This window comes from Sutcliffiella horikoshii, assembly GCF_008180725.1.
Taxonomy (GTDB): Bacteria; Bacillota; Bacilli; order Bacillales; family Bacillaceae_I; genus Sutcliffiella_A; species Sutcliffiella_A horikoshii_B.
This window is the reverse complement of the sequence record NZ_VTEV01000001.1, coordinates 150,688-175,102: the sequence shown is the minus strand read 5'-3', so window position 1 is coordinate 175,102 and position 24,415 is coordinate 150,688. Positions and strand designations below refer to the sequence as shown.

Sequence of the window (24,415 nt, the reverse complement as noted above, 5' to 3'; positions counted from 1 at the left end):
TGATGACGAGAAGAGTAGGCTATAATCCCTGTCTAAAGAGAGTCGCTGTTAGCTGGAAATGCGATGACATATTTAAGTTGAAAATCATCTCCGAGAAGTTTGCCTGAAATTATATTTGTAAGGTGAACCGGTAAACGACCGTTATCCGTTTTGTTTACCAAGTGCCGTGAGGAAAATCACGGAATATGGGTGGTACCGCGGATTCAATCCGTCCCTGTTTAGCTTTATATACAGGGGCGGATTTTTTGTTTTATATAAAAAGGTTAATGAGGTGATTTAATTGCGTAATGTCAATACAAAAGAGGCAGCATTGTTACGTGAAAACAGAGTCAAGAATTTCTGGAAAGAAGAAAGTGTATTTAATCGTTCTATTGAAAATCGGGATGGAGCTGAAACCTTTGTGTTTTATGAAGGTCCTCCAACAGCGAATGGCCTCCCGCACGCAGGGCATGTACTTGGAAGAGTCATTAAAGATTTTGTGGCTAGGTATAAGACAATGACTGGATATCAAGTCTTTCGTAAGGGGGGCTGGGATACACATGGATTACCCGTTGAACTCGAGGTAGAAAAACAACTAGGGATTTCAGGGAAACAAGAGATCGAGGCATATGGTGTGGAAAAGTTTATTGAGGAATGTAAAAACAGTGTATTTAATTATGAAAAACAGTGGAGGGACTTTACAGAATCCATAGGATATTGGCTTGATATGGAAGATCCATATGTTACTTTGCAAAATAAATATATTGAAAGCGTTTGGTATATTTTAAGTGATCTTCATCGTCGGGAATTATTGTATAAAGGTCATCGTGTTACTCCTTATTGCCCAAGCTGCCAAACAACATTGAGCTCTCATGAAGTCGCACAAGGATACAAGGATGTGAAGGACCTTTCAGCAACAGCTAAATTTAAACTAGTAGATAAAGAAAATGAATACTTCTTAGGTTGGACTACTACTCCATGGACCCTCCCTGCCAATGTCGCACTCGCTGTGAACCCTCAACTTACTTATATTAAAGCTAAAAGGGGGGAAGAAATTTTCATCGTTGCAGAAGATTTAGCTAGCAAGAATCTAGGAGAAGATTTTGAAGTGATTTCTTCTCATAAAGGCAGCGAATTTAAGGATGTTGCCTACCTTGCTCCATTCCCTTACATGAAACCAGAACATGGCCATTTTGTTGTGGAGGGTGACTTTGTGAATGCTGACAGTGGAACGGGGATTGTCCACATCGCACCAGCATACGGGGAAGATGACTATACCTTAGTCAAGCAGCATGATCTTTCCTTTTTTAATGTTGTAGATGGAAAAGGGTGTTATACAGGAGATGTTCCTCCTTTTGCAGGTCGTTTCGTAAAAGATTGTGATGTAGATATTGTAAAGTACTTAGCGAGTGAAGGGCTTCTATTTCATAAAGAAAAGTATGAACATAGTTATCCTCACTGCTGGCGTTGTGATTCTCCACTTCTATATTATGCTATCGAAAGTTGGTTCATCAAGACAACGGAACTGAGGGATCAATTTTTGCAAAATAACCAGAAAGTGGAATGGTATCCGTCTCATATTAAGGATGGGCGTTTTGGAAACTTCTTGGAGAATATGGTCGATTGGAACATAGGACGAAATCGCTATTGGGGTACTCCGCTTCCGGTATGGATTTGTGATTCTTGTGAACATCAATATGCTCCGAATAGTGAGGCGGACCTTAAAGCAAGGGCAATAGGTGATATCAAAGAAATTGAGCTTCATAAACCTTATGTAGATCGGATTCATTTGGAGTGCGAAAAATGTAAAGGTTCCATGTCACGTGTCTCAGAAGTAATTGATGTTTGGTTCGATAGTGGCTCCATGCCTTTCGCTCAACATCATTACCCATTTGAAAACAAAGAAAAATTCGAACAGCAGTTTCCGGCAGATGTCATTTGTGAAGGGATAGACCAGACTCGTGGATGGTTCTATAGCCTGCTTGCTGTATCAACCTTGTTTACAGGAAAAGCACCTTACAAACGTGTATTGTCAACAGGCCATATCCTGGATGAAGAGGGACGGAAAATGTCAAAAAGCAAAGGGAATGCATTAAACCCGATGGATTTGGTGGAAAAATTCGGTGCAGATGCGTTCCGATGGGCACTTCTTGCTGATAGTGCTCCTTGGAACAATAAGCGATTCTCAGAACGTGTGGTGATAGAAGCGAAGTCAAAAGTAATTGACACGCTTGTCAATATGCACAGCTTCTATACCTTATACGCAAACATAGATGGCTATCATTTCAATGAAAAAGAAACTGGTGAGAAAACATTATTAGACAGGTGGGTTTTAGCTCGTTTAAATAGTGTAACAGCAATTGTTACGGAATCGTTGGAAGAATATGATTTTACTAAGGCAGCAAAAGCACTTGAAACATATGTGGATGAAATCAGTAACTGGTATATCCGACGATCGCGTGATCGCTTTTGGAAAGAGGGAATGACGGAAAACAAAAAAGCAGCATACCATACACTTCATCAAGTGCTGGTACGTACAAGTCAACTCCTCGCTCCATATATTCCGTTCCTAGCGGAAGATATCCATCTTAATCTGACAGGAGAAAGTGTCCACCTTACTAACTTTCCTAAAGTAATTGCAAAGGAAGTAGATCTAAAGTTAGAAAAGGAAATGGATGCGGTTTTACAAGTGGTAGAACTGGCACGAGGTGTACGTAATGCCGAAGCAATTAAAACGAAGCAACCACTTTCGGAATTAGTCGTAATTCCGGTTGACCCCGAGATGGGGAAAGCTCTGGGTAGGTATAGCGAGATCATTAGAGACGAAATCAATGTGAAAAAAGTGTTAGTTAAACAAACATCTGATGACCTCGTTCGCTATGATATAAAGCTGAATTTCCGAGTGGCTGGACCTGTTCTAGGAAAAGAGATTGGTATGGTTAAAGGATATTTAGAGAAATTATCTGAAGAAGAAGCTGCAAAAGTCGTTCAAGCTCAAAAAGTGATGGTTCCAACTGGTGCAGGAGTAATAGAGGTGCCTTTAGACCTTCTCGTTGTGGAAAGAGTAGCCGAATCAGGTTTAGCGATGGGAGCAAGTCAATATTTTAAAGTAGTATTGGATACTACCATTACTGAAGAACTTCGTTTAGAAGGGCTTGCAAGGGAAGTCATCCGTGCAATCCAAGATGAACGAAAAAAACTCGATTTGCCAATTGACCTTCGTGTTGACTTACATCTAAATGGCGATAATGAAGTGGTAAACGCAATAAAACAAAATGAAAAAATGATCCGTAAGAATGTCCTTGTAAATAACCTGAATATAGGAGATACCAAAAATATGAAAGAAGTTTCACTTGGAAATTATCAAGTCAAGGTTGCAATAAGTTAATAAAAAAGTACGAAAGAGTCCTGTTGGTAATTCCAGGATTCTTTCGTTTTTTAAGGACTTACTCATATCTAGGGTAACCAGCAAACGGGCGCCTTCCTGTAACAAGGATTGGCGCTCATTTTATTTTGGTCTAAATAGAGAAAAACTTATTGTGGGAATTTTTAGATTATGAAATAATTGGTATTCAGTAACCTGGCTGGATTGTAGTACAAGAGGCGTTAGGCAGGAGTTGATTTTTTGAAATATTTTATTGGTATTGTACCTAGAGAAGAATACAAAACGAGAATTACGGAGTTTCGTGATAAATGGAAAAACAATTCCATAAGTGATATCGTCGAACCGCATATTACACTGAAAGCTCAAGGTGGGTTAACCCAAGATGAAAAATGGATAAGTATAGTTAAAGAAATTTGTTACAAAACTAGTCCATTTCAAATAACTTTAGCCAAACCAATGTTTTTTGGTGAAGAAATTCTTTATTTGAGTACTACTTCAAAAGAATTGTACACACTTCACGAAAGAATCCTTAGGAAAGTTGCTCCTCCAAGTGATTTAATTGAGAAATATTTTGAACTTGATAATTATGTACCTCACCTAACTATAGGAAAAACAGCATACGGATTAACAAAACAAGAACTAATAAACATGGCGAATCTAGCTGAAATAGAACTCGCACCATTCCCTACGTTTGAAGTAACTTCCGTACGAATCTATCAAGAAAGTGCACCAAATAGGTACATAAAATATTTAGACATTCCATTGAATGAAGATAAATAGAACTTCCTCATAAAATGAGGGCAAGTAGAAAACGAGAATTGTTTCTCTCTTTACAAAAAAAGTGATATATAAGGAGCTTAAATGAATGAGTGTTAAGCCAACGATAATTTCAATTATTGGACAAGAAATAACACAGATATACTTAGTGGATTTGAAAGATACCAATTAATATCAGCAAGAATATTTTACAGTATCTGAAGGGAATAAAATTACTCGTGCAAAATGGATTCCGAAAGAAGAAATTTTTTCTGGAGGAAAGGTGCTTTACCCAAATGGGTTAACAGAATTATTGAAAGAGGAAATTTAGATTGCTTCTTCAACTTACTGGAAGCTTTTGTTGAACAGGAGACTACATGAATAGGAGTAAGAAAATGCTTGACTATATTATGAAAGTACGTGAAAAAGTTGGAACTATGCCCCTCGTTGTAACCGTGGCAGGCTGTCTAATCTTAGATGGACAGAACCGTGTTCTATTGCAGCATAGAACGGACAACCATAGTTGGTCTCATCCAGGAGGAGCAGTAGAAATAGGAGAATCTGTAGAGGATGCTGTAAAAAGAGAAGTATTTGAAGAGACAGGTTTACGAGTAAAGAAGCTAGAATTTTTTAATATTTATTCTGGAGAATCACAACATTATATTTATCCTAATGGTGATGAAGTCTATTTTGTAAACATTATTTACATATGTGAAAAATTTGAAGGTACACCTATAGCAGATCAAAAAGAAACTAAGAGATTGCAGTTTTTTGAACTGAATTCTTTACCGAAAATGACACCTAATAATCAAGCAATCTTAAATGACTTAAAGAAGACTATATCTCACTCTATCTTTTGATTTTGAGTTTTTAATTAATGGGGCAATGGCTAAGAATTACCGGTTAATCTCCGTAAATGGTTTTGCTCCGTTAAAGGGCAGCATTCCTGTTAATAAGATCGGTGTTAATATTCGTAAAAAACTTCTAACTATTTAAAGGAGAAATAAAATGGGTACAAAAAAAGACTACATAAGCTATATTCGTGAAAAAGTTGGACATGATTTAATATTTCTTAATTTTGCTGGAGGTATTGTTTACAACGAAAGAAATGAAATTCTTTTACAAAAACGAGGAGATAGAAATGAGTGGGGTTTCCCTGGCGGTGCGATGGAACTTGGAGAATCTATAGAAGAAACAGCGAAAAGAGAAATTTTTGAGGAAACGGGACTAACGGTTGAGGTCGAACATCTTATTGGTGTCTACTCAAAATACTTAGGCGAGTATCCAAACGGGAATAAAGCTCAATCTATCGTTTATAGTTTTCAGTGCAAACCAATTAGCGGGGAACTCACATCAGATGGGAATGAAACTTTAGATTTAAAGTTCTTCCCTTTGAATCAAATACCACCATTATTCACCAAGTCGCATGAAGATGCCTTGGAGGATTGGTTATCCAAAAGAAAAGGAGTCTTTAGATAAAATTAAATATACTTTTTAATTCAACTAACGGATGCATTCCTATTAAATTGATTTGAATCAATTCTTCAAATAAGATGGAATAAATTCCTTCAAATATTTTTTGAGATTGTGAAGAAATGTACCTTAAGGCAAAATAGAGTTACTAAGATTGAGTATCGACTAGAATACTTTTTAGAAAAATCTATTAATATATAGAGAAGGCGGAAAGAAAAATGAAAAATATAGAAGAACAATATAAAAATTCATCAAATCTAAATACTCGAATTGACATACACCATTTATACAGTACAAATAAAGAGGATTGGTATATCTGGCTGTTTGATCAGTATGATATTTCTCCAAACAGTAATATACTTGAAATTGGTTGCGGAGACGGAACCTTCTGGTATAAGAATAGCGACAGGATCCCTCGCGGTTGGAACATAACTCTATCTGATTTCTCTTTGGGGATGATTGAATCGGCTAAAAATAAGCTAAGAGACATTCCAAACATTACATATCTTCAATTAAATATAGAAGAGATTCCATTTGAGAATAATCATTTTGACGTTGTCATTGCTAACCATATGTTATATCATGTCCAAAATAGAAAGAATGCTTTAAAAGAAGTTCGCAGGGTGTTGAAAAAAGATGGAGTTTTTTATTGTTCTACCATAGGGCAGAACCACATGAGAGAATTTGGGCAGCTTCTAAATACATTTGATTCAACAATCCACTATTCATTGGCTGAAGACCATGCTGGTGAATTCGGTATTGAAAATGGAGAAGAACAACTAAGCCCGTATTTTAATACTGTATCCTACAAAAATTTTCTTGGAGATCTCGAAATAACAGATGTAAATGCTATAGCAAATTATTTAGTTTCAACCAATGCCGAATTAAATAACATTCTCCAAGACGAGGAATTAACCGAATTTCTTCGATATTTAAACTCAGTAAAAGAAGCAAATAATGGAGCAATAAGAATCACGAAATCAACCGGATTGTTTGAATCGAAATAAGAAAGTCTTTTGTAATAAGAGACTTTTCTTGAATGTTTTCGTTTGTGTTTTTTTTGATTTCGGTACTAGGTTGTTTTATAAATGACTTATCTATCTTAAATAAAGGTTGGAAATTCAGTTAACGGCGCTATCCTAGAACAAAGGAATAGCGCTTATTTACATTCTAGTTTCAGATTAAGATTCAAGTAGTAATATATATTTTTCCACGATATAATAAAACGGGAATGTACGTTCGATTCGTTTTGAATCACTTAGGGGGTGATCAAGTGAGAGTAACTGAGTATAGCCAAGTATGGAATTTAGATAATCTTTTTTCAGATAAAAGGACTTCATTTCAGTTTGATGAATATATAAATTACATAGAAACCAAGGTTTACGATTTGGAAAATAAATTGAGTCATTTAAATACTCCTAAAGAAGTTAATGAATCATTTAAGGTTGCGGAACTAATTGATTCCATAGGAGAAATAAGAACTAATCTGTCACAATCAAACTCCTATATTACCTGTCTTCTTGCTCAAAATACAAAGGATCAAAATGCCCCAATGCTACGAGGAAAAACCACTTCTATAAACGCTCGTTTTGAGGCCGCTTTGAAAAAATTACAAAAAATACTAGTTAAAACTGAACATCCACTGTGGGAGGATATGCTAGATACTAAGGTCTTAAGTAGCTATAAGTTTATACTTACCGAATGGCGTAAAAAAGCTGCATTGCATCTAACAGATGATGAAGAAAGTTTAATATCAGATCTTATGGTTGATGGTTATCATGCATGGGGTCAATTCTATCATTCAGTAATTGGTAGTCTAAAAGTAAGTGTTCAAATGGACGGAGAAAGAAAAGAATTATCTGTTGGTCAAGCTATAAATTTACGTTCACATCCAGATGAAGCGGTTCGTAAAGAATCTCATTATGCTTTAGAAAAGATTTGGAAAGACAATGAAGAACAATTTGCCAAAATGCTAAACCATATTGCGGGATTTCGATTACAGTTGTACCAAAAACGAAGATTGGAAAATATCCTAGAAGAGCCTTTGATGGTAAACCGGTTACAAGAGGGAACACTGAATGCAATGTGGACGGCAGTGAGTAAAAACAAACAACCTTTTACTAAATACTTGTATCAAAAAGCAAAAATGAATGGCGATACAAAAATGAAATCATATAATTTTTGGGCTCCTCTAAGAAAGAGTAACTCAAAAATCAATTATGAAGATGCCGTGCATTTTATTCTAGAACAATTTAGCCAGTTTGGAACTGAATTAGAAAGTTTCTCTCGACAGGCATTCAATAAAGGATGGATAGAGGCAGAAAACCGACCAAATAAGTCCGTTGCTGCGTTTTGTGCAAGTTTCCCGATGTCAGGAGAATCGAGAGTTTTTATGACCTATGGTAATAGAATTACCAATGTTTTAACCTTGGCACATGAACTAGGTCACGCTTTTCATAACCATGCAATGAAACCAATTGAAGGTATAAATAGACAATATCCGATGTGTATTGCTGAAACTGCTTCAACATTTGCTGAAATGATCATCTTAGATGCTGCATTGGCAAAAGCAGAATCCACCGAAGAAAAGTTGTTTCTACTAGATGAAAAATTAAAGCGTAGTGTCATGAATTTCATGAATATTCATTCTAGGTTCCTATTTGAAAAGAGATTTTATGAGGAACGTAAATCGGGAATTGTTTCATCATCACGTTTAAATGAACTAATGCAAGAAGCAATTGATGAAGGATATGATGGTTCTTTTGATAATGCATCTATCCGTTCGTGGGTTTGGACACCACACTATTATATTACCAAATCTCCATTTTACAATTACCCTTATACTTTTGGATACATATTTTCTCTATGTATTTATGCAAAGGCAAAGGACAAGGGTAAAGCTTTTGAAAAATATTATATAGATTTGCTTCAAGATTCCGGAAGAATGTCCCCAGAGGATTTAGCAATGAAACATTTAGGGGAAGATATTACATCTGAAACATTCTGGGAAAAAGGTATTGAATTATGTGTTAAAGATGTCGAAGAATTTATTACCTTAACTTCCTCATAAGTTAACGGGATTTATTGAATAATCTTCAGTAATCCTGCGCCAGTTGTGTTGAGTATTAAAAAGTCTATTCTTAAAGGGGGAAATTAATTTATGAAACGGGTAGATGTAACATACGTACTTCTCTTTGATGAGCAGGGCGAGAATGTATTAATGGTAAAAAATAAAGGGGAAAACTCTTCTTATTATACACTTCCTGGAGGGGCAGTTGAGCCAGGAGAAACACTTGAAGAAGCTGCAATCCGTGAAGTCAAAGAAGAAACGGGTTTAGATGTAGAGATATACGGTGTATTCTCTGTAAGTGAAGCATTCTTTGAAGAAAGGGGACATCATGCTATTTTCTTTACTTTTAGAGGGAAAATCACTGGTGGAGAAATTAATATATCATTGCCAGAAGAAATTGAAGAAATTACTTGGATGGATCCGGAGAAAGCAGAAGATTACATACATATAACCGATATAAAGGGATTAATAAAAAGTAAAGCTTCAGTACCATACTTACTTAGAAAGTCAATTGTTCAAAAGTCTTAATATTTTTATTGTGCGTTTGTGCCATGGAATGATAAAAGAGATTAGTGAATTTGGAAAATTCATTTGGATTGAAGATCCTGAAGGTCGACTGGTCGAACTTAGGGAGAAATAACTAATTGTAATTCATTGACTATTAGTCTAAACGGTGCTATATTTACGGCTAAAAAATGATATACAATAATAGAGCGCAATCCAAACAAGGATCAGCGCTCATTCTCATTTTTAAGGCCAAATTCTTCATTAATATTGGAAAGGAATTTAGTAATGTAAAAAAAGGAGTATATATGTTATTTAACGAAATAAGGTTAGAGGAAAGAGTTTCATATTATTCACAAATAGGAAAGATGAATTAAATAATAGACGTAAGGAGGTATAAATTTGAAACAAGCTTTGTTAGTTATAGATGCCCAACAAGAATTAATTGATGGTAATGACAATGAAAAAAGTCTCTTCGAAAAGGAAAAGCTAGTACAAAATATTAATTTGGTTATAAAAAAGGCGATAGAATCCAATTCTTTAGTGGTTTTTATGAGAGATAAAGATGTAGCAGGAGGAGAAGGTAAAGGATTCCACATACATCAAGATATTAAAGTACCTACGGAGTCAAAAATATTTGATAAAAAAGCAACCAATTCGTTTTATGGAACTCCATTACTAAATTATTTAAAAGAAAATAAGGTCAAACATCTAGTTATTATGGGGTGTAAAACAGAACATTGTATAGACACAGCTGTAAGAGCTGCTACAGTCAATAATTTTGATGTTACTTTAGTTCAGGACGGTCATTCAACCAATGATTCCTCAATTTTAAATGCCGAACAAATTATCATGCATCATAACCAAATCCTTGATGGCCATTATAATGTCGACCATTTTTCTGATGTTATAAGTGCACAAGAAGAATTATTTCAACCTAGGCATAATGATTACAGATAAGAATTATCAATTGGCTCTTCCGTTAACGTGCCCAATCATGGAACAAAAATTAGCGCTCAATTTTCATTTCTCAATATGCAAAAATAGTGGTTATTTTCAATGGGGAGGTTTGCTTGTAAAAGCCCCTTTTGGTGGGGCTTTTTATGAAATTATCTTCCGCGTCGCTCTTCGGACGGCTCTTCGTCCAAATCTGGCTCTTCTTCATCCATGTTAAACGGAGTATCACGCTCACCAGGTTCTCTCACATCTCTAGGGTCTGTGTCGATATCAAGACCCCTGTTCATGTCACGATCAAGATCACGGTCATAGCGGACAGGGCGGTAGTTTACATCCTCAGGTCCATTATCAGGCTCGTTGTTCCCCATATTACATGCAGTAAGTACACTTAATGAGAAAAGAACAGACGCAAGTAAAAGCATTGATTTCTTCATTTTTATGAAACCTCCTTGTTGTTTGAAAGTGAAATCAATATTAATATTTGCTATCCAAGAATTTTTACTCTCTTTGGAAAAAATCTCCTTGCTCCCTAAGGAGTGTAATTCACACATTTGATAAAATATGGATTGTAATAATTATTCCTGAGATAAGGAGCCGTGCACTAATGACATCTTCAAAATCTTTGCGAACTTGCGAAAAAGGGCACCAATATTATAAAAGTAGTGATTGTCCAATCTGTCCGATTTGTGAAAAACGACGTAAAACAGATAGTGGCTTTCTTTCACTACTTGGAGCACCAGCAAGACGGGCTTTAGAAAACAATGACATTTTATCTTTAGAGCAACTATCTAAATATACGGAGAAAGAGATTTTGCAATTACACGGAATGGGACCAGCTTCTATACCTAAATTAAGGGCTGCATTAAAGGAAGAGGGCTTTTCATTTAGAAACTGCCAGGAATGAGGTGAAGTAGTGGACATTGAAGGATTAAATCATTTCCTATTTTCCGTATCTAATTTAGAAAATTCAATTGAGTTTTATCAAGATGTTTTTAATGCCAAGCTACTAGTCAAAGGGCAAAGTACTGCTTATTTTGAATTAAATGGTATGTGGCTTGCCCTTAACGAAGAAAAAGATATTCCTCGAAATGAAATATTCCATTCGTATACGCATATAGCTTTTTCAATAAATGAACAAGATTTTAATAAAATGTATGAGAAGCTAAGGGTTTTAAATGTAAACATTCTTCCGGGGCGTCCTAGAAACGAAAAAGATAAAAAATCTATTTACTTCAGAGATCCAGATGGTCATAAGTTTGAATTTCATACAGGGACATTGCAAGATAGATTGGATTTTTATAGACAAAATAAAAGTTATATGCAGTTTTACAATTAGTTGTCTTTTCTTGTACAGCTAAGGGTTTTACTAGGTTTACCTCAGCGTTAAATACTAATTATGGTTAAGGTTGATTAAATTTTTTCAAAATCAGCAATATTCACTAAAGACATTCTAAAGAAAATAGGCTACAATAAAAGTCGTTATTACTATATGCTTAATTTAGTTTATTTTAAAAACAATTTAAAAATTGCATAATTATTTGATACATACCAACATTTAGGTGCCTTTGTGAAGAAAGGTTAAAAGGGAAGCTGGTGAAAATCCAGCACGGACCCCGCCACTGTAAGCGTTGAATATTACCGAGATTATCCACTGTGCAATAGCATGGGAAGGGTCGGTGATGTGCTTGAAACGCAAGTCAGGAGACCTGCCTATTTGTTTTTAAGGATTCTGCGAGGAAAGAATGCTTAAAGTGACATTCATTTATTTTTTCCGGATTTTAAGGTTTTAAAGCTATTCTTTTGTGGAAGAGTTTTAAAAATCATCTGGTTTGGGTGGACCTTTAAACGTCTTTTTGCAAATAGCAGAAAGGCGTTTTTTTCATGGAAAAAAACAGGGAGGCATGTTGTATGAGTGGGAAAACGAAACAAAAAGGCTTGACACTGGTATACACCGGAGATGGAAAAGGCAAAACGACTTCGGCAATTGGTTTGGCGGTACGTGCGGTAGGCAGGGGGATGAAGGTGAAGGTCTATCAGTTCATCAAATCACCTGAGCGCACATATGGTGAACAGATTTCTCTGAGTAAACTAGGGGTGGAGATGGAGCAGCTCGGAATTGGTTTCACTTGGACAAAGACACCTGAAGAGCATCGAGAAGCACTTCGTAAAGGTTGGCCTAAAGCAAAGAATGCCGTCATGAGTGGTGATTATGACATAGTTGTTTTGGACGAGTTAAATAATGCTCTGAGCATTCAAGGGTTTCCGGTAGATGATGTTCTGCCATTAAAAGAAGTTCTGGAACTTATTATGAACAAGCCTGAGCACGTTCATCTAGTCATAACAGGTAGAGATGCACCAGAAGAAGTACAGGAGGCTGCCGATCTTGTCTCAGTCGTCCATGCGGAGAAGCATTATTACGACAAGGGAATTCCTGCAGTCAAAGGGGTGGAATTTTAAGAAGGAGGTAATCAGAAAAATGGGGAAAAGAAGAATTCTGATAGCAGGTACAAGCAGTGGGATAGGGAAAACAACCATCACCATCGGTTTAATGGCGGCGTTGAGGAATAAGGGTTTAAGTGTTCAAGGATTCAAGTGTGGTCCGGATTACATCGACACCTCATACCATACGGCCGTAACGGGTAGGAAATCGCGGAATCTGGATAGCTGGATGCTTTCACCTGATTTTGTGAGAGAAGTGTTGGTCCGGGGAAGTGAGGGGGCAGATATTTCCATCATAGAAGGGGTGATGGGATTCTATGATGGCAAAGATCCGCTCTCCGATGAGGGAAGCAGTGCACAAATAAGCATGCTCACCGGCAGTCCTGTTGTACTGGTGGTGGATTGCTCCGGTGTGGCTAGAAGTGCGGCTGCAATGGTCAAGGGGTATCAGTCACTATCAGGACAAGTAAATATAGTAGGTGTGATTGCGAATAAAGTGGGAAGCGAAGGACATTTTCATTTAATTAAAGCAGCGGTTGAAATGGAATGTAAGATTCCAGTTATTGGCTATCTGACAAGGGAGTCCGAATTCGAGATGCCAGAGCGACATTTAGGACTTGTTCCATCCATTGAACGAGGGGAGCTAGCAGGCTTTTTTCATGCATTGGGTGAGCGTGTTGAAAAAACGGTGGATGTTGATCGTTTATATGAGCTGGCGGATGAAGCTTCCGAGCTTCCAACCGAGAGTATGTCTTCCATTTTTACCACATACCCCAATAAAAAGGTTCGTATAGCCGTCGCCTATGATTCTGCTTTCCATTTTTATTATGAAGAGAATTTGGAACTTCTGCAGAACAGTGGGGCGGAATTAATCTTTTTCTCTCCCTTGGAAAATGAGGAGATCCCTTATGATGTGGACGGGTTGTATCTTGGTGGAGGCTTCCCCGAGGAATTTGCACCAAAACTCTCTTCCAATACAAAAAGCATGGATAGCGTCTATCAGGCAGTAGTGAAAAGGGGAATCCCTACCTTCGCAGAATGTGGAGGCTATATGTATTTATGCAAGGAACTTGTGACCACAGGTGGAGACGCTTATCCCATGGTTGGGGTCATTCCTGGTAATGTGCGCATGCAAACCAGGCTCGCGGCCCTTGGATACAGGGAGGTCAAAGGGATAAACGGGAATTTTCTTTTGAAAGAGGGAGAGGTGGCAAGAGGCCATGAGTTCCACTATTCCACCTTTCATCACCAAACAGAGCTGCCGGCCGCCTTTGAAACAAAAGGAATGAGAGGAAATGGGACAGACGGGTATATCTCCAAGAATCTTGTTGCTGGTTACACACATATTCATTTTGGCTCCAACCCTATGGTTGTGGAAAACTGGATCCAACATTGTCTGGAGGTAAAACTGCATGTTTAATGGGACGCCACTGATGATCCAAGGTACGCATTCTGATGCAGGAAAAAGCGCTGTGGTAACAGCATTGTGCAGGATATTTGCAAGAGAGGGGTATAAAACTGCACCGTTTAAATCGCAAAACATGGCGCTAAATTCCTATATTACCAGGGATGGCAAGGAAATTGGCAGGGCTCAAGGCGTTCAGGCGGAAGCAGCGGGTGTGGTAGCGACGACCGACATGAATCCCATCTTGATTAAGCCTACCGGAGACGATCACTCGCAAATCGTCGTTCATGGAAGTCCTTATCGCAATATGAAAGCTGGTGTTTACCGTCAAGATTTCTACGAGTTAGGTCTACAGATAATAACAGAGAGCTATCGTCGCCTTAAAAAGGAATTTGAATGCATCGTGATAGAAGGGGCAGGAAGTCCTGCCGAGGTGAACCTCAATGATCGTGAGCTTGTGAACATGCGGATTGCCAGGTTGACCAATGCACCTGTCATTCTTGTGGGAGATATAGAGAAGGGCGGCGTATTTGCAAGCCTTGTCGGAACCTTGCAGCTCTTAGAAGAGGAGGACCGCAAAAGAGTCATTGGTGTTGTCATTAATAAATTCAGGGGAGATGTTTCCCTGCTTGAGCCTGGGCTGAAATGGTTTGAAGCATATACCGGGCTACCGGTATTAGGTGTGATTCCTTATGTTTCTGGCTTACATATTGAAGCGGAGGACTCTGTCGTCCTTGATAGCTATTCCAAAGAAAAAGACGGTACGAAAGAATTGGATATTGCAGTAATCCGCTTCCCTTATATCTCGAACTTCACTGATATGGATCCACTCTTTTCCGAGGAGGATTGTCATGTGAGATATGTGCAGAAGGCGGAAGAACTCGGAAAACCGGACTTGGTCATCCTCCCTGGCAGCAAAAATACGTTAAGTGATTTGCGATTTTTGCATGAAAGTGGACTTGCGAACAGGATACAGACTTTGGTAGAACTAGGAACAAATTTGATTGGGATTTGTGGTGGATATCAAATGCTCGGTGAGGTAGTCGTGGATGAATATGAGGTGGAATCTTCCTTAAAGGTGGGGCCCGGCCTTGATCTCATCCCTATGAAAACGCATATGGCAAAGGAGAAGAAGACAGTTCTTTCAGAGGGAATGCTTGCGTTTAACGGCAAACAATTTTTGATGAAAGGTTATGAAATTCATATGGGAGTAACCACCGTTTCTGATCGAAAAGATGTCATGCCGTTTGTCGTGTTACGAGATCGAACAGATGGAGTGCAAATTGGAAATATCATTGGTACATACTTTCACGGAATCTTCCATAATGACAGTTTTAGAGAGGAACTTGTAAACACGTTAAGACTTAAGAAAGGCCTCTCTCCCATAATAAACAGGTCCTCTTTTGATAGAAAAAGAGAAGAGTCGTTTGATAGATTGGCAGATGTTGTGAGCAGTCATCTTTCTATGGATAGGATTAAGGAGAAGATGGTTGAATTTCAAAGGTTAAACAATAAGGAGGTAGGGGAAGCACATGGAGAAAAAGTATAACATAACGCCTATTAACTCGATACAAGGTGAAAAGATGGAGGAGCATTTAAACTCTTTAACTAAACCCCAAGGTAGTTTAGGGGGTGTGGAGGAAATCGCGATACAGCTTGCGCAGATTACAGGGGAGGATTTTCCTGAGGTAACCCCACCAGGAATTATTGTTTTTGCTGCTGATCATGGAGTAGCGTGCGAGGGAGTGTCTGCATATCCTCAGGAAGTGACTGTACAGATGGTTCACAATTTCCTTGATGGGGGAGCGGCCATAAATGTATTGGGAAAGCAGATCGGTGCAAAAGTTGAAATTGTCGACATAGGGGTGGCTGCAGATGTGGAGCGGATAGGACTTCATATGAAGAAAATCCGTCATGGAACAGCTAACTTCCTGAAGGAGAACGCCATGAGCAGAGAGGAGGCATGGCAGGCGATTGAAGTGGGAAGTGACATGGCAGCAAGTGTCATTGAGAAAGGAGCGAAATGTCTGATCATTGGGGAAATGGGAATTGGCAATACGACGAGCAGCAGTGCTATCCTGTCGGCCTTAAGTGGGTTGGATGTAAAAAATGTCATTGGGACTGGAACGGGGATAAATCCTGACCAATTGAAATGGAAACAGCAAGTTATCCGTCAGTCCCTTCAGGAACGAAACCCTGACCAGAATGATCCTATCGATGTACTAATGAAGGTCGGTGGCCTTGAGATTGCCGGAATGGTTGGTGCCATATTGAAAGCAGCGGAGCTGAAAATCCCGTTACTTGTGGATGGGTTCATCAGCACCGTGGCATCCCTAGTTGCCCAGAGGCTATACCCTGAAGTCAGGGGATACCTTCTCATCGGTCATCGATCCATGGAGGCTGGCCATCAGCATGCGATCAAAATGCTAGAAAAAACGCCAATCCTAAATCTGGGTCTCCGCCTTGGGGAAGGGACAGGAGCAGCTCTCGCCTTTCCAATCCTAATAGCAGCAACAAACATTGTAAAAGAGATGGCGACATTTGAAACAGCAGGAATTGCAGAAAAAATTTAGAAAAAGTAGAGGAGAAAAAGAGATGGAGCATATCAAACAAAAATGGGGAATTATAGGCCTTGTTTTCATTTTATTCATTGGAATATTAACAGGATGTGGGTCACCCTCAGAGCAAACAAACGGTAAAGTAAATGATTCAGCAACCGGTGGAAATACAAGCGGTGAGGAGCAATCTCAGAATGCAGCCTTTCCTATTACCATAACGGACGATTCAGGTAAGGAAATCACCATTGAAAAAGAACCTGAAAGCATCGTATCCATGCAACCAAGTAATACGGAGATCGTTTATGCTCTTGGTCTTGGAGATAAAATGATCGGAGTGTCCGATTATTGTAATTATCCAGCGGAAACCGCCGATGTGGAAAAGGTGGGGGCTCAGGATATGAATGCGGAAATGATCCTGACGTTGATGCCTGATGTAATTTTTGTGACGGATTATCATCATCAGAACCATGAGGCCATCCTCCAACAGTATGAGGAAGCCGGAATAAGTGTCATTGTCATTGGAAGTGAATCCTCGTTTGCGGATGTATATGAAACGATCGAATTGATTGGAAAAACAACTGGTACATCGGAAGAAGCGGAGAAGTTGGTTACCGATATGAAAGAACGTCTACTCGCAGTGGAAGAAAAAGCAAAGCAAGTGACTGAAAAGAAAAAAGTTTGGGTAGAGGTTTCTCCTGCGCCGGATATTTTCACGACAGGTCAAGGGACTTTTATGCATGAAATGCTGGAGTCTATCCAAGCGGAAAATGCTGCTGGCAATCAGGAGGGTTGGGTAAAGCTGACGGAAGAGGAAATCGTTCAGTTAAATCCAGATGTGATCATCACTACCTATGGCTATTATGTGGACAACCCAAAAGAGGGGGTCATGGCTCGCTCTGGCTGGGAGGAGGTTCCTGCCATTAAAGAAGGAAATGTCCATGATGTGGACAGTGATACGGTAACTAGGCCTGGACCTAGGTTGATTGAAGGGGTGGAGCACCTTGCGAAACTTATCTATCCGGAGATCTTTGAATAATAGGCAGTTTTGGATATATTTTGGTAGCGGAGGGTTTGTACTTGTTGCAGCCCTCCTTGGTTTATTAAACAGCAGTGTCTCTATTCCGATACCAACCATCATGCATATCCTATCTGAAAATACACTTGGGAAGGGCTGGCTGCCCGACATTCCAAAGAACGAAGAAATGATCATTTGGCACATCCGTTTTCCGCGTGTGCTGCTCGCCATGTTTGTGGGGGCATCGCTTGCGCTTGCTGGAGCGTCTTTTCAGGGATTGTTAAGGAACCCTCTTGCTGATCCCTACACCATTGGGGTTTCCTCCGGAGCTGCATTGGGGGCGGTAGTTGTACTTTTCTTCAACATCTCCATTATTGGCCTCGGAAGCTTCACTCTTCCTGTTGTGGCCATTTTCAGCGGATTGTTGTGTTTGCTCTTGGTATTTGGACTAGTCAGATTGAGTAATAGGGGTCTAGCGATCGAAACCATTATCCTAGCAGGAATCATCATCAGCGCGTTTATCAGCTCCATTATTTCATTGATCATTGCCCTTGGTGATAAAGAGTCCATGACTCAAATCATTTATTGGCTATACGGCAGCGTGGGGATGAGGAGTTGGAGTCATGTGCAACTTATCTTTCCGTTCATGATGGCCGGATCCATCCTATTATTCCTGCATTATCGTGAATTGAATGCAATGGCGCTTGGAGAAGAGGCTGCAGATCATATTGGAGTAAATGTGAAAAGAGGAAAGATACTCATCTTGTTTGGAGCTTCGCTTCTGACAGGTTCCGCAGTTGCGGTGTCTGGATCCATTGGTTTTGTGGGACTTGTGATTCCTCATTTGGTCAGGCTATTAATTGGGCCAAATCACCGACACGTACTTCCCTTATCTATGCTGATCGGCGGGGGATTTCTGGTATTGGCGGACTTATTGGCAAGAACCATCATAGCACCGAAGGAACTGCCGATTGGTGTGTTAACCGCGCTGATTGGTGCGCCAGTCTTTGCTGGTCTGCTTATCAGAGAAAGGATAGGGAAGGGGAAGAGAAATGATTGAATTAAAGCAGCTTGTCGGTGGTTACCAGCCTGAAAAACCCATAATAAACGGGGTGGACCTGGTTATAAGAAAAGGGGAGTTTTTCGCATTACTCGGACCAAACGGGAGTGGAAAGACAACCCTCTTCAAACTTGTGACCGGTCAGCTTCCTGTGGCAGAGGGAGAACTGTTGCTTTCAGGCAGGCCACTCTCTTCTTTTACAAAGTTGGAAAAAGCTAAAAAAATTGCGGTGCTTACACAGGAATTACAGGTTACCTTCGATTATACTGTCGAAGAAATTATCAGCCTGGGACGATACCCGCATCAAAAAGGTCTTCTCAAGAGCCTTAGCAAAAAAGACAAGGAAATAATGCAACAGGTGATGGATATTACCGGAGTGAACGTGCACAAGAATAAGCAGTTCCGTAAATTGAGCGGCGGAGAGAAGCAGCGGGTCCTACTTGCAAAGTCCCTTGCGCAGGAACCGGAGATCCTTCTGTTGGATGAGCCGACCAATCATCTTGATATAAAGCATACCTTTCGTATGTTGGATCTTATCAAGGAGTGGCAGCATACGAAAGGGCTGACCGTCTTTGCCATCCTTCATGACTTGAATGTGGCATCTTTGTACACAGATCGTTTGGCGCTTTTACATAATGGAAATTTCCTGGAGGTGGGGGATTCTGACACACTTCGAAAAGAGGACCAGCTTGAAAGAGTATATGATGTGCTTATTAAAGCAGGACCCCATCCAGTTGTCCCTAAGCCACAGCTTTTGATGACACCAAAGTTGGAGGATAAAAAAGAAATTTATGGTTTTGGTGATAATTTCTCCTTTAACATGGATGATCATTGTGTTCATGTGCAATCCTTCAAGCCGTTAAGAACCATCTCCAATGGTGTAATAGGCGAGGGGATCCAGTGGCATAAACATTTCTGTAACTTTCATGTGGAGAAGGATTATAACTGTGACAATCCTGTAAAAGATATCGGGGAGTGGCTTCATCAAAAAGGAATTCCGAGGGAGCAGTCAGTCGGGATGATGACGGCTGTAGAGCTTTCGGATGTTGTGATATACAAGAAGGAAATCAATGGAATAGAGTTCATGGCAGTGGTTACAGCCGGGGTTGGGAATGCTGTTGATATCACAAACACGGAAATGTGTCAGACACCGGTGACCATTGGCACCATTAACATCATGCTTTTTATTGATGCACATTTAACGGATGGTGGACTTGTAAATGGATTGATGTCAGCGACCGAGGCAAAGGTGAAGGCCCTCTATGATATGAAGGTGCAAGATCCTATAACCGGCACCATTGCAACAGGAACTTCCACAGATGCCATGGTTCTCGCCGTCACTCAACAAGGGGAAAAAACTCCTTATGCTGGATCTGGAACCCTTATAGGAAAAGGAATTGGTCATCTTGTGTATGAAGGGGTAACAAAAGCCATTCAAAAATACCGAAAGCGAATAGGTCAGCATGTATGTTAGATAATGTGTTTTATTTAAGTATGTTTATTTTGGGGGCAGTGGTTGTGTTGGAACTAATCTTGGGGGATCCGCGATGGCTGCCACATCCGGTGGTACAAATGGGGAAACTCATTTCTTTTTTGGAGAGGTCTTTGAACAACGGTCAGAAGCGGAGTTGGAAGGGTAGTCTATTGGCATTTATCGTGGTCCTCTTTGTTTATGGAAGTGTATTTCTTATCATAACGCTGTCCTATAAAATTCATTTTTATGTAGGTGTATTGTTGGAGATTTACTTTATATGGACAACTATCGCCATCAAGGGATTAGCGGATGCAGGGAAAAGTGTCTTGATCCCGCTTCTAAACGGAAACCTAGAAGAAGCTAGGGGGTCCCTTAGCATGATTGTAGGGAGAGACACAGAGAGCTTGTCAGAGAGTGAAGTGGTCAGAGGGACTGTAGAAACCATCGCGGAGAATACAGTAGACGGCATTACCGCCCCATTATTCTGGGCAATGATAGGTGGAGCTCCTCTTGCCATGGCATACCGAGCCATCAATACATTGGATTCCATGGTAGGGTATAAGAATGAAAGGTTTCTGGATTTCGGCTGGGCCTCGGCCAGGCTGGATGATGCCGCTAACTTTATTCCAGCAAGGCTGACAGCTCTATCCATATGGTTATCTTCTGTTTTTATCAAAGGCTCTAATAGAAAAGCGGGATGGTCTATTACCATACGGGATGCGAAAAAGCATCCCAGCCCCAATAGCGGTTGGCCAGAAGCGATGACAGCAGGCTTGATGGGAATCCAGTTAGGTGGGGTAAATTATTATAAAGGCGTTGAATCTAACAGAAAAACGATGGGGGATTTTCATAGAAAACTAGAGGCTTTGGATATCCCAAGATCCATAAAATATATGCATGGTGGTTGGGGTGTGTTTTTAGGATTAGAAATTCTATTACTATTTTTACTAGGACAGAAATGAGGGTGGAGGATGAATTGGCCAGAACATGGTGGTCAGCCAGATTTAATGAAGAAACTATTGCATGCAGAAGAGTTGGAAGTCTTAGACTTTAGTGCGAATCTTAACCCTTTAGGTCCACCTGAATGGTTGCAGGGTGAATTGGAGGCACAGTGGAAGAATCTATTGAGTTATCCAGACCCGAATTATTCTATTAGCAATAGTGCATTGGCAAGGATGGAAAAGATCCGGGATGAGGAAATCCTACTTACCAATGGGGGAGCAGAAGCTATTTTTCTTGCAGCTAAATATTTTGAAGGGAAAAGAGCCGGAATCGTGCATCCTGCTTTTTCGGAATATGAAAGGGCTTGCAGGCATTATCATCTAAAGGTGACAGATATACTAACATCGCCTGAGGAAGATTTTCGACTGCCGATGAATCAACTACTTGAATCACTGCCGAATTTGGATGTCCTCTTCCTTTGTCGTCCCAACAATCCGGCAGGGGTGGTCATTCCGAAAGGGGAAATAAAAATGTTACTGGAACAGGGGCTTCATCAACAAACTTTTCTGGTTATAGATGAAGCGTTCGTGGATTTTGTTCCATCCGAGTCGCTGACACCGTTGCTACAAGAATATCCTAACCTAATTCTACTACGGTCACTGACTAAAATGTACACGATTCCTGGTCTCCGGTTAGGTTATATGATGGCCAGAGAAGCTGTCATAAATGAAATGAAAAACTTTCAGGTACCTTGGAGTGTGAATGCTTTGGCAAGTGCTGTTGCTCCGCTTTTATTAAGGGATAAAAGCTATTCGGCCCATACTGTGTGTTGGCTTGAAGAACAGACAAAGAAATTGCAAACCTTTGCACAAAATAATGACTTTTATCTATCTAACACCTCGGTGAATTTCTATCTTCTTCAGGATAATAGACAACGAGAAAGAACGGAGGCACTTTTCACTTTCTTGTTCCAACACGGTATTTTAGCAAGACATACATATAATTTCAAAGGGTTGGAAGGCAGTCATTTACGGCTTGCTATAAGATCCGAGGAAGAGAATGCTAAATTGTTAACCATTCTTAAAAAATGGAGGGAGAAAGTGTGATCATTTTTATCTCCGGAGGTGCTCGATCAGGAAAGAGTCAATTTGCAGAAAAATTGGCTCTATCACTTTATAAAAAAGCCCCCACTAATCATCTCATTTATATAGCTACTTCCCAAAAGAGCGATAAAGAAATGGAGTGGCGAATAGCGATGCACAAGGCACAGCGTGGTAAGGAGTGGAAGGTGGACGAGGAACCTGTTGAGATTGGAAAAAGTATCAAGCGAGCAAGTGATGGCGATGTGGTCCTGCTGGATTGCCTGACCATTTGGCTTAGTAACATGCTATTTCATGGAATTGTAAGGAAAGAAGAAGAGATGATTGCAGAAGTTGATAAGTGGTTGACTCTTGCAAGAGAGAAGGGGTTGAGTTTGTTAATCGTTTCAAATGACCTGAACGAAGAACCTCCTTCCTCTTATAAAACGGTCACTTCCTATATATATATGTTGGAATTACTTCATCAACATATTGTTAAACAAGCTGATGTGGCGGTACAGGTCAGGGTTGGTATTCCGAAATATTGGAAAGGGAGAGGAGCGTTAGTATGAAAAATAGCTTCTATGGATTAGCCTTATCTTTTCAATTTTTAACAAGGATACCACTGCCTGTGCAGTGCCCTTGGAACAAGGAGACTAGTAAGTGGGCGTTAAGGTGTTATCCGCTAACAGGCATGGTGTTGGGAGGGATCCTAGTCATTATTGTCTCATTTTTACATGGTGTCCTGCCAACTTGGATGTTGGCACTTCTTATATTGACCATTTGGATTTGGCTTACTGGAGGGCTGCATTTGGATGGCTGGATGGACGTGGCGGATGCGGTTGGTTCCAATACAACACTTGAGAAAAAATGGGAGATTATGAAAGATCCCCGCGTTGGAAGTTTTGGAATCTTAAGTTTATTATTCCTGCTAGTATGGAAAGCCGTTTTCATCTATTTACTATTGAACGAATCCTATCAATCTACCATGTGTTTCTTGGTCATCCTTGCCTGCTCAAGAGGCATTGCGGTCTATCTGATGTATCTTTTTCCAACTGCTCAACAGCAGGGACTGGCGTTTGAATGGAAAAAGAACCTGACTGGGTGGGATCTTGTTCTCGCAATAATACCTATTGCTGTATTGTTTTTATTTCTTCCTCAGTACCTTGTACTATTTCCTGCGTATGCCTTGTTTACATGGTTGTATGGCAAATGGATGATGAAACAATTTAAAGGAAGTAATGGTGATCTGATGGGGACTGCCATAGAAGGAGGAGAGCTTTGCGGGTTAATCGTTATGTGGACCTATATCTCATTCGTCATTGGATAACCGATTGGAACAGGGACAAACGTTATCTTGGACATACGGATCAAAATATCTTGATGGATAGGCTTGATGAGTTAGATTTATTAAAGACAGAGTTTGAAAATCTTTCTTTTGATAGTATCTATTCAAGTGATCTACTAAGATGTCAAAACACATTAAAGTACTTGAGCCTGTGTCGTTCACCAATTCTTGATCCTAGATTAAGAGAAATGAATTTTGGTGATTGGGAAGGGAAGAAATACGAAGAGTTGAAAGGAGAACCTTGTTACCAGAGATGGCTTGATAATTGGGAATTGCATAGTCCCCCCTCTGGTGAGAGCGGGCAAATGTTCCAACGAAGGGTGGATGCGTTTGTTTCGGATATGTTGGATAGAGTCAGTCTCTCACGGGAAGAATCTAATATTTTGATAATGAGCCACGGAGGAGTGATTCGGTACATGCTTAGTCAGTTCAAAGCTACCAATTCTTTTTGGGAATCACCTGCTGTACCGAACGGGAAGGGATTATTAGTGAAATTAGAAGACAGGGAGGGGGACTGGGTGTGCAGCTCTTTATCGGTGGTGCCTATTGCGGAAAAAGAAAGATAGTGAAAACTATTCATTCTGGTGAACTATGCTGGGTATCTTCCTATTATAATGTTAATTTTACCGACTGGAAATCATATCGGCAGCATGATACCGCTATTGTTTTAGAAGGCTGGGAAAAATGGATAATGGATGCTCTACAACTAGAACAAAATGATGACTCCATTCGACAATTTTTTTATTCATTTCTTTTGGAGTTGAAAGAGGAAGAACGAGAGAAAGGGAAAGAAATAGTTCTAATCATGCTGGAAATGGGCAGGGGAATTGTCCCACTGAATGAACAGGAAAGAAGACTCCGTGACATTGCTGGATGGATCTCGCAAGATGCCGCAAAGCTTGCAGATGAGGTATACTATGTTTGGCATGGAATGAGGGAACAAGTGAAGTAATGGACTTGTTAGAAGTCTA

24 protein-coding genes, 1 pseudogene, 1 riboswitch and 1 other annotated feature (1 of these 27 cut by a window edge) are annotated in these 24,415 nt (G+C 39.8%); of the genes and pseudogenes, 24 read left to right on the top strand and 1 reads right to left on the bottom strand.

Features of this window, described 5'->3' with window-relative positions:
• Window positions 1-219, top strand: a binding site (T-box leader) (it extends 7 nt beyond the left edge of the window).
• Between the two features lie 61 nt (window positions 220-280).
• The 9 genes and pseudogenes from ileS (at window position 281) to FZC76_RS00870 (ending at window position 10,127) form a co-directional block, all read left to right on the top strand.
• Window positions 281-3,367 carry an isoleucine--tRNA ligase gene (ileS, locus tag FZC76_RS00910; RefSeq protein ID WP_148986392.1) on the top strand — a complete coding sequence of 1,029 codons (3,087 nt, stop codon included), beginning with the start codon at window positions 281-283 and terminating at the stop codon, window positions 3,365-3,367.
• Between the two features lie 237 nt (window positions 3,368-3,604).
• Entirely contained in the window at window positions 3,605-4,144 is a 540-nt protein-coding gene (locus tag FZC76_RS00905) for a 2'-5' RNA ligase family protein (RefSeq protein WP_148986391.1), read from the top strand.
• A gap of 353 nt (window positions 4,145-4,497) precedes the next feature.
• Window positions 4,498-4,980, top strand: a complete 483-nt coding sequence (locus tag FZC76_RS00900; protein WP_262372334.1) for an NUDIX hydrolase — start codon at window positions 4,498-4,500, stop codon at window positions 4,978-4,980.
• 148 nt (window positions 4,981-5,128) lie between these two features.
• The gene (locus FZC76_RS00895) at window positions 5,129-5,599 is read left to right on the top strand and encodes an NUDIX hydrolase (protein ID WP_148986390.1); all 471 of its coding nucleotides are present in this window, start codon (window positions 5,129-5,131) and stop codon (window positions 5,597-5,599) included.
• 212 nt (window positions 5,600-5,811) lie between these two features.
• On the top strand, window positions 5,812-6,600 hold the full coding sequence (locus FZC76_RS00890; RefSeq protein WP_148986389.1) for a class I SAM-dependent methyltransferase: 789 nt from the start codon (window positions 5,812-5,814) through the stop codon (window positions 6,598-6,600).
• A 266-nt stretch (window positions 6,601-6,866) separates the two neighbouring features.
• Window positions 6,867-8,663 carry a M3 family oligoendopeptidase gene (locus FZC76_RS00885; protein ID WP_187441917.1) on the top strand — a complete coding sequence of 599 codons (1,797 nt, stop codon included), beginning with the start codon at window positions 6,867-6,869 and terminating at the stop codon, window positions 8,661-8,663.
• Between the two features lie 90 nt (window positions 8,664-8,753).
• Window positions 8,754-9,191: an NUDIX hydrolase gene (locus tag FZC76_RS00880; protein ID WP_148986387.1), complete on the top strand. Its 438-nt coding sequence runs from the start codon at window positions 8,754-8,756 to the stop codon at window positions 9,189-9,191.
• A 34-nt stretch (window positions 9,192-9,225) separates the two neighbouring features.
• A pseudogene (locus FZC76_RS00875) lies at window positions 9,226-9,303 on the top strand (VOC family protein); the annotation flags it as partial.
• A 266-nt stretch (window positions 9,304-9,569) separates the two neighbouring features.
• Entirely contained in the window at window positions 9,570-10,127 is a 558-nt protein-coding gene (locus FZC76_RS00870) for an isochorismatase family protein (RefSeq protein WP_148986386.1), read from the top strand.
• Between the two features lie 149 nt (window positions 10,128-10,276).
• On the opposite strand, the gene FZC76_RS00865 is transcribed toward FZC76_RS00870, so the two are convergent.
• Complete coding sequence (locus tag FZC76_RS00865; protein WP_148986385.1) at window positions 10,277-10,558, bottom strand: hypothetical protein; 282 nt, start codon at window positions 10,556-10,558, stop codon at window positions 10,277-10,279.
• 170 nt (window positions 10,559-10,728) lie between these two features.
• Here FZC76_RS00865 and FZC76_RS00860 point away from each other — a divergent pair, with 170 nt between their 5' ends.
• From FZC76_RS00860 to FZC76_RS00790, 15 genes are all read left to right on the top strand, one after another.
• Window positions 10,729-11,028 carry an RNA polymerase alpha subunit C-terminal domain-containing protein gene (locus FZC76_RS00860; protein WP_148986384.1) on the top strand — a complete coding sequence of 100 codons (300 nt, stop codon included), beginning with the start codon at window positions 10,729-10,731 and terminating at the stop codon, window positions 11,026-11,028.
• Between the two features lie 9 nt (window positions 11,029-11,037).
• Window positions 11,038-11,460, top strand: a complete 423-nt coding sequence (gene fosM / locus FZC76_RS00855) for a FosM family fosfomycin resistance protein (RefSeq protein ID WP_148986383.1) — start codon at window positions 11,038-11,040, stop codon at window positions 11,458-11,460.
• 204 nt (window positions 11,461-11,664) lie between these two features.
• Window positions 11,665-11,852: riboswitch (cobalamin riboswitch) on the top strand.
• A gap of 180 nt (window positions 11,853-12,032) precedes the next feature.
• Window positions 12,033-12,581: a cob(I)yrinic acid a,c-diamide adenosyltransferase gene (locus FZC76_RS00850; RefSeq protein ID WP_148986382.1), complete on the top strand. Its 549-nt coding sequence runs from the start codon at window positions 12,033-12,035 to the stop codon at window positions 12,579-12,581.
• A 19-nt stretch (window positions 12,582-12,600) separates the two neighbouring features.
• Window positions 12,601-13,983, top strand: a complete 1,383-nt coding sequence (locus tag FZC76_RS00845) for a cobyrinate a,c-diamide synthase (protein WP_148986381.1) — start codon at window positions 12,601-12,603, stop codon at window positions 13,981-13,983.
• Window positions 13,976-15,517, top strand: a complete 1,542-nt coding sequence (locus tag FZC76_RS00840; RefSeq protein ID WP_148986380.1) for a cobyric acid synthase — start codon at window positions 13,976-13,978, stop codon at window positions 15,515-15,517. The genes FZC76_RS00845 and FZC76_RS00840 overlap by 8 nt, the downstream gene beginning before the upstream one ends.
• The gene (gene cobT, locus FZC76_RS00835) at window positions 15,501-16,541 is read left to right on the top strand and encodes a nicotinate-nucleotide--dimethylbenzimidazole phosphoribosyltransferase (RefSeq protein WP_148986379.1); all 1,041 of its coding nucleotides are present in this window, start codon (window positions 15,501-15,503) and stop codon (window positions 16,539-16,541) included. Before FZC76_RS00840 ends, cobT begins: the two co-directional genes overlap by 17 nt.
• 22 nt (window positions 16,542-16,563) lie before the next feature.
• Entirely contained in the window at window positions 16,564-17,562 is a 999-nt protein-coding gene (locus tag FZC76_RS00830) for an ABC transporter substrate-binding protein (RefSeq protein WP_148986378.1), read from the top strand.
• The gene (locus FZC76_RS00825; RefSeq protein ID WP_148986377.1) at window positions 17,528-18,601 is read left to right on the top strand and encodes a FecCD family ABC transporter permease; all 1,074 of its coding nucleotides are present in this window, start codon (window positions 17,528-17,530) and stop codon (window positions 18,599-18,601) included. Before FZC76_RS00830 ends, FZC76_RS00825 begins: the two co-directional genes overlap by 35 nt.
• Window positions 18,594-20,075 carry an adenosylcobinamide amidohydrolase gene (locus FZC76_RS00820; protein WP_148986376.1) on the top strand — a complete coding sequence of 494 codons (1,482 nt, stop codon included), beginning with the start codon at window positions 18,594-18,596 and terminating at the stop codon, window positions 20,073-20,075. The genes FZC76_RS00825 and FZC76_RS00820 overlap by 8 nt, the downstream gene beginning before the upstream one ends.
• Complete coding sequence (gene cbiB, locus FZC76_RS00815) at window positions 20,069-21,037, top strand: adenosylcobinamide-phosphate synthase CbiB (RefSeq protein ID WP_148986375.1); 969 nt, start codon at window positions 20,069-20,071, stop codon at window positions 21,035-21,037. Before FZC76_RS00820 ends, cbiB begins: the two co-directional genes overlap by 7 nt.
• 9 nt (window positions 21,038-21,046) lie before the next feature.
• Window positions 21,047-22,123 carry a threonine-phosphate decarboxylase CobD gene (gene cobD / locus FZC76_RS00810; RefSeq protein WP_148986374.1) on the top strand — a complete coding sequence of 359 codons (1,077 nt, stop codon included), beginning with the start codon at window positions 21,047-21,049 and terminating at the stop codon, window positions 22,121-22,123.
• Complete coding sequence (locus FZC76_RS00805) at window positions 22,120-22,668, top strand: bifunctional adenosylcobinamide kinase/adenosylcobinamide-phosphate guanylyltransferase (RefSeq protein WP_187441916.1); 549 nt, start codon at window positions 22,120-22,122, stop codon at window positions 22,666-22,668. The genes cobD and FZC76_RS00805 overlap by 4 nt, the downstream gene beginning before the upstream one ends.
• Window positions 22,665-23,426, top strand: a complete 762-nt coding sequence (gene cobS, locus FZC76_RS00800) for an adenosylcobinamide-GDP ribazoletransferase (RefSeq protein WP_148986372.1) — start codon at window positions 22,665-22,667, stop codon at window positions 23,424-23,426. Before FZC76_RS00805 ends, cobS begins: the two co-directional genes overlap by 4 nt.
• The gene (locus tag FZC76_RS00795; protein ID WP_148986371.1) at window positions 23,378-24,010 is read left to right on the top strand and encodes a histidine phosphatase family protein; all 633 of its coding nucleotides are present in this window, start codon (window positions 23,378-23,380) and stop codon (window positions 24,008-24,010) included. The genes cobS and FZC76_RS00795 overlap by 49 nt, the downstream gene beginning before the upstream one ends.
• A complete protein-coding gene (locus tag FZC76_RS00790; protein WP_148986370.1) occupies window positions 23,965-24,396 on the top strand; it encodes a bifunctional adenosylcobinamide kinase/adenosylcobinamide-phosphate guanylyltransferase in 432 nt (143 codons plus the stop codon). The genes FZC76_RS00795 and FZC76_RS00790 overlap by 46 nt, the downstream gene beginning before the upstream one ends.
• Window positions 24,397-24,415: the final 19 nt, after the last annotated feature.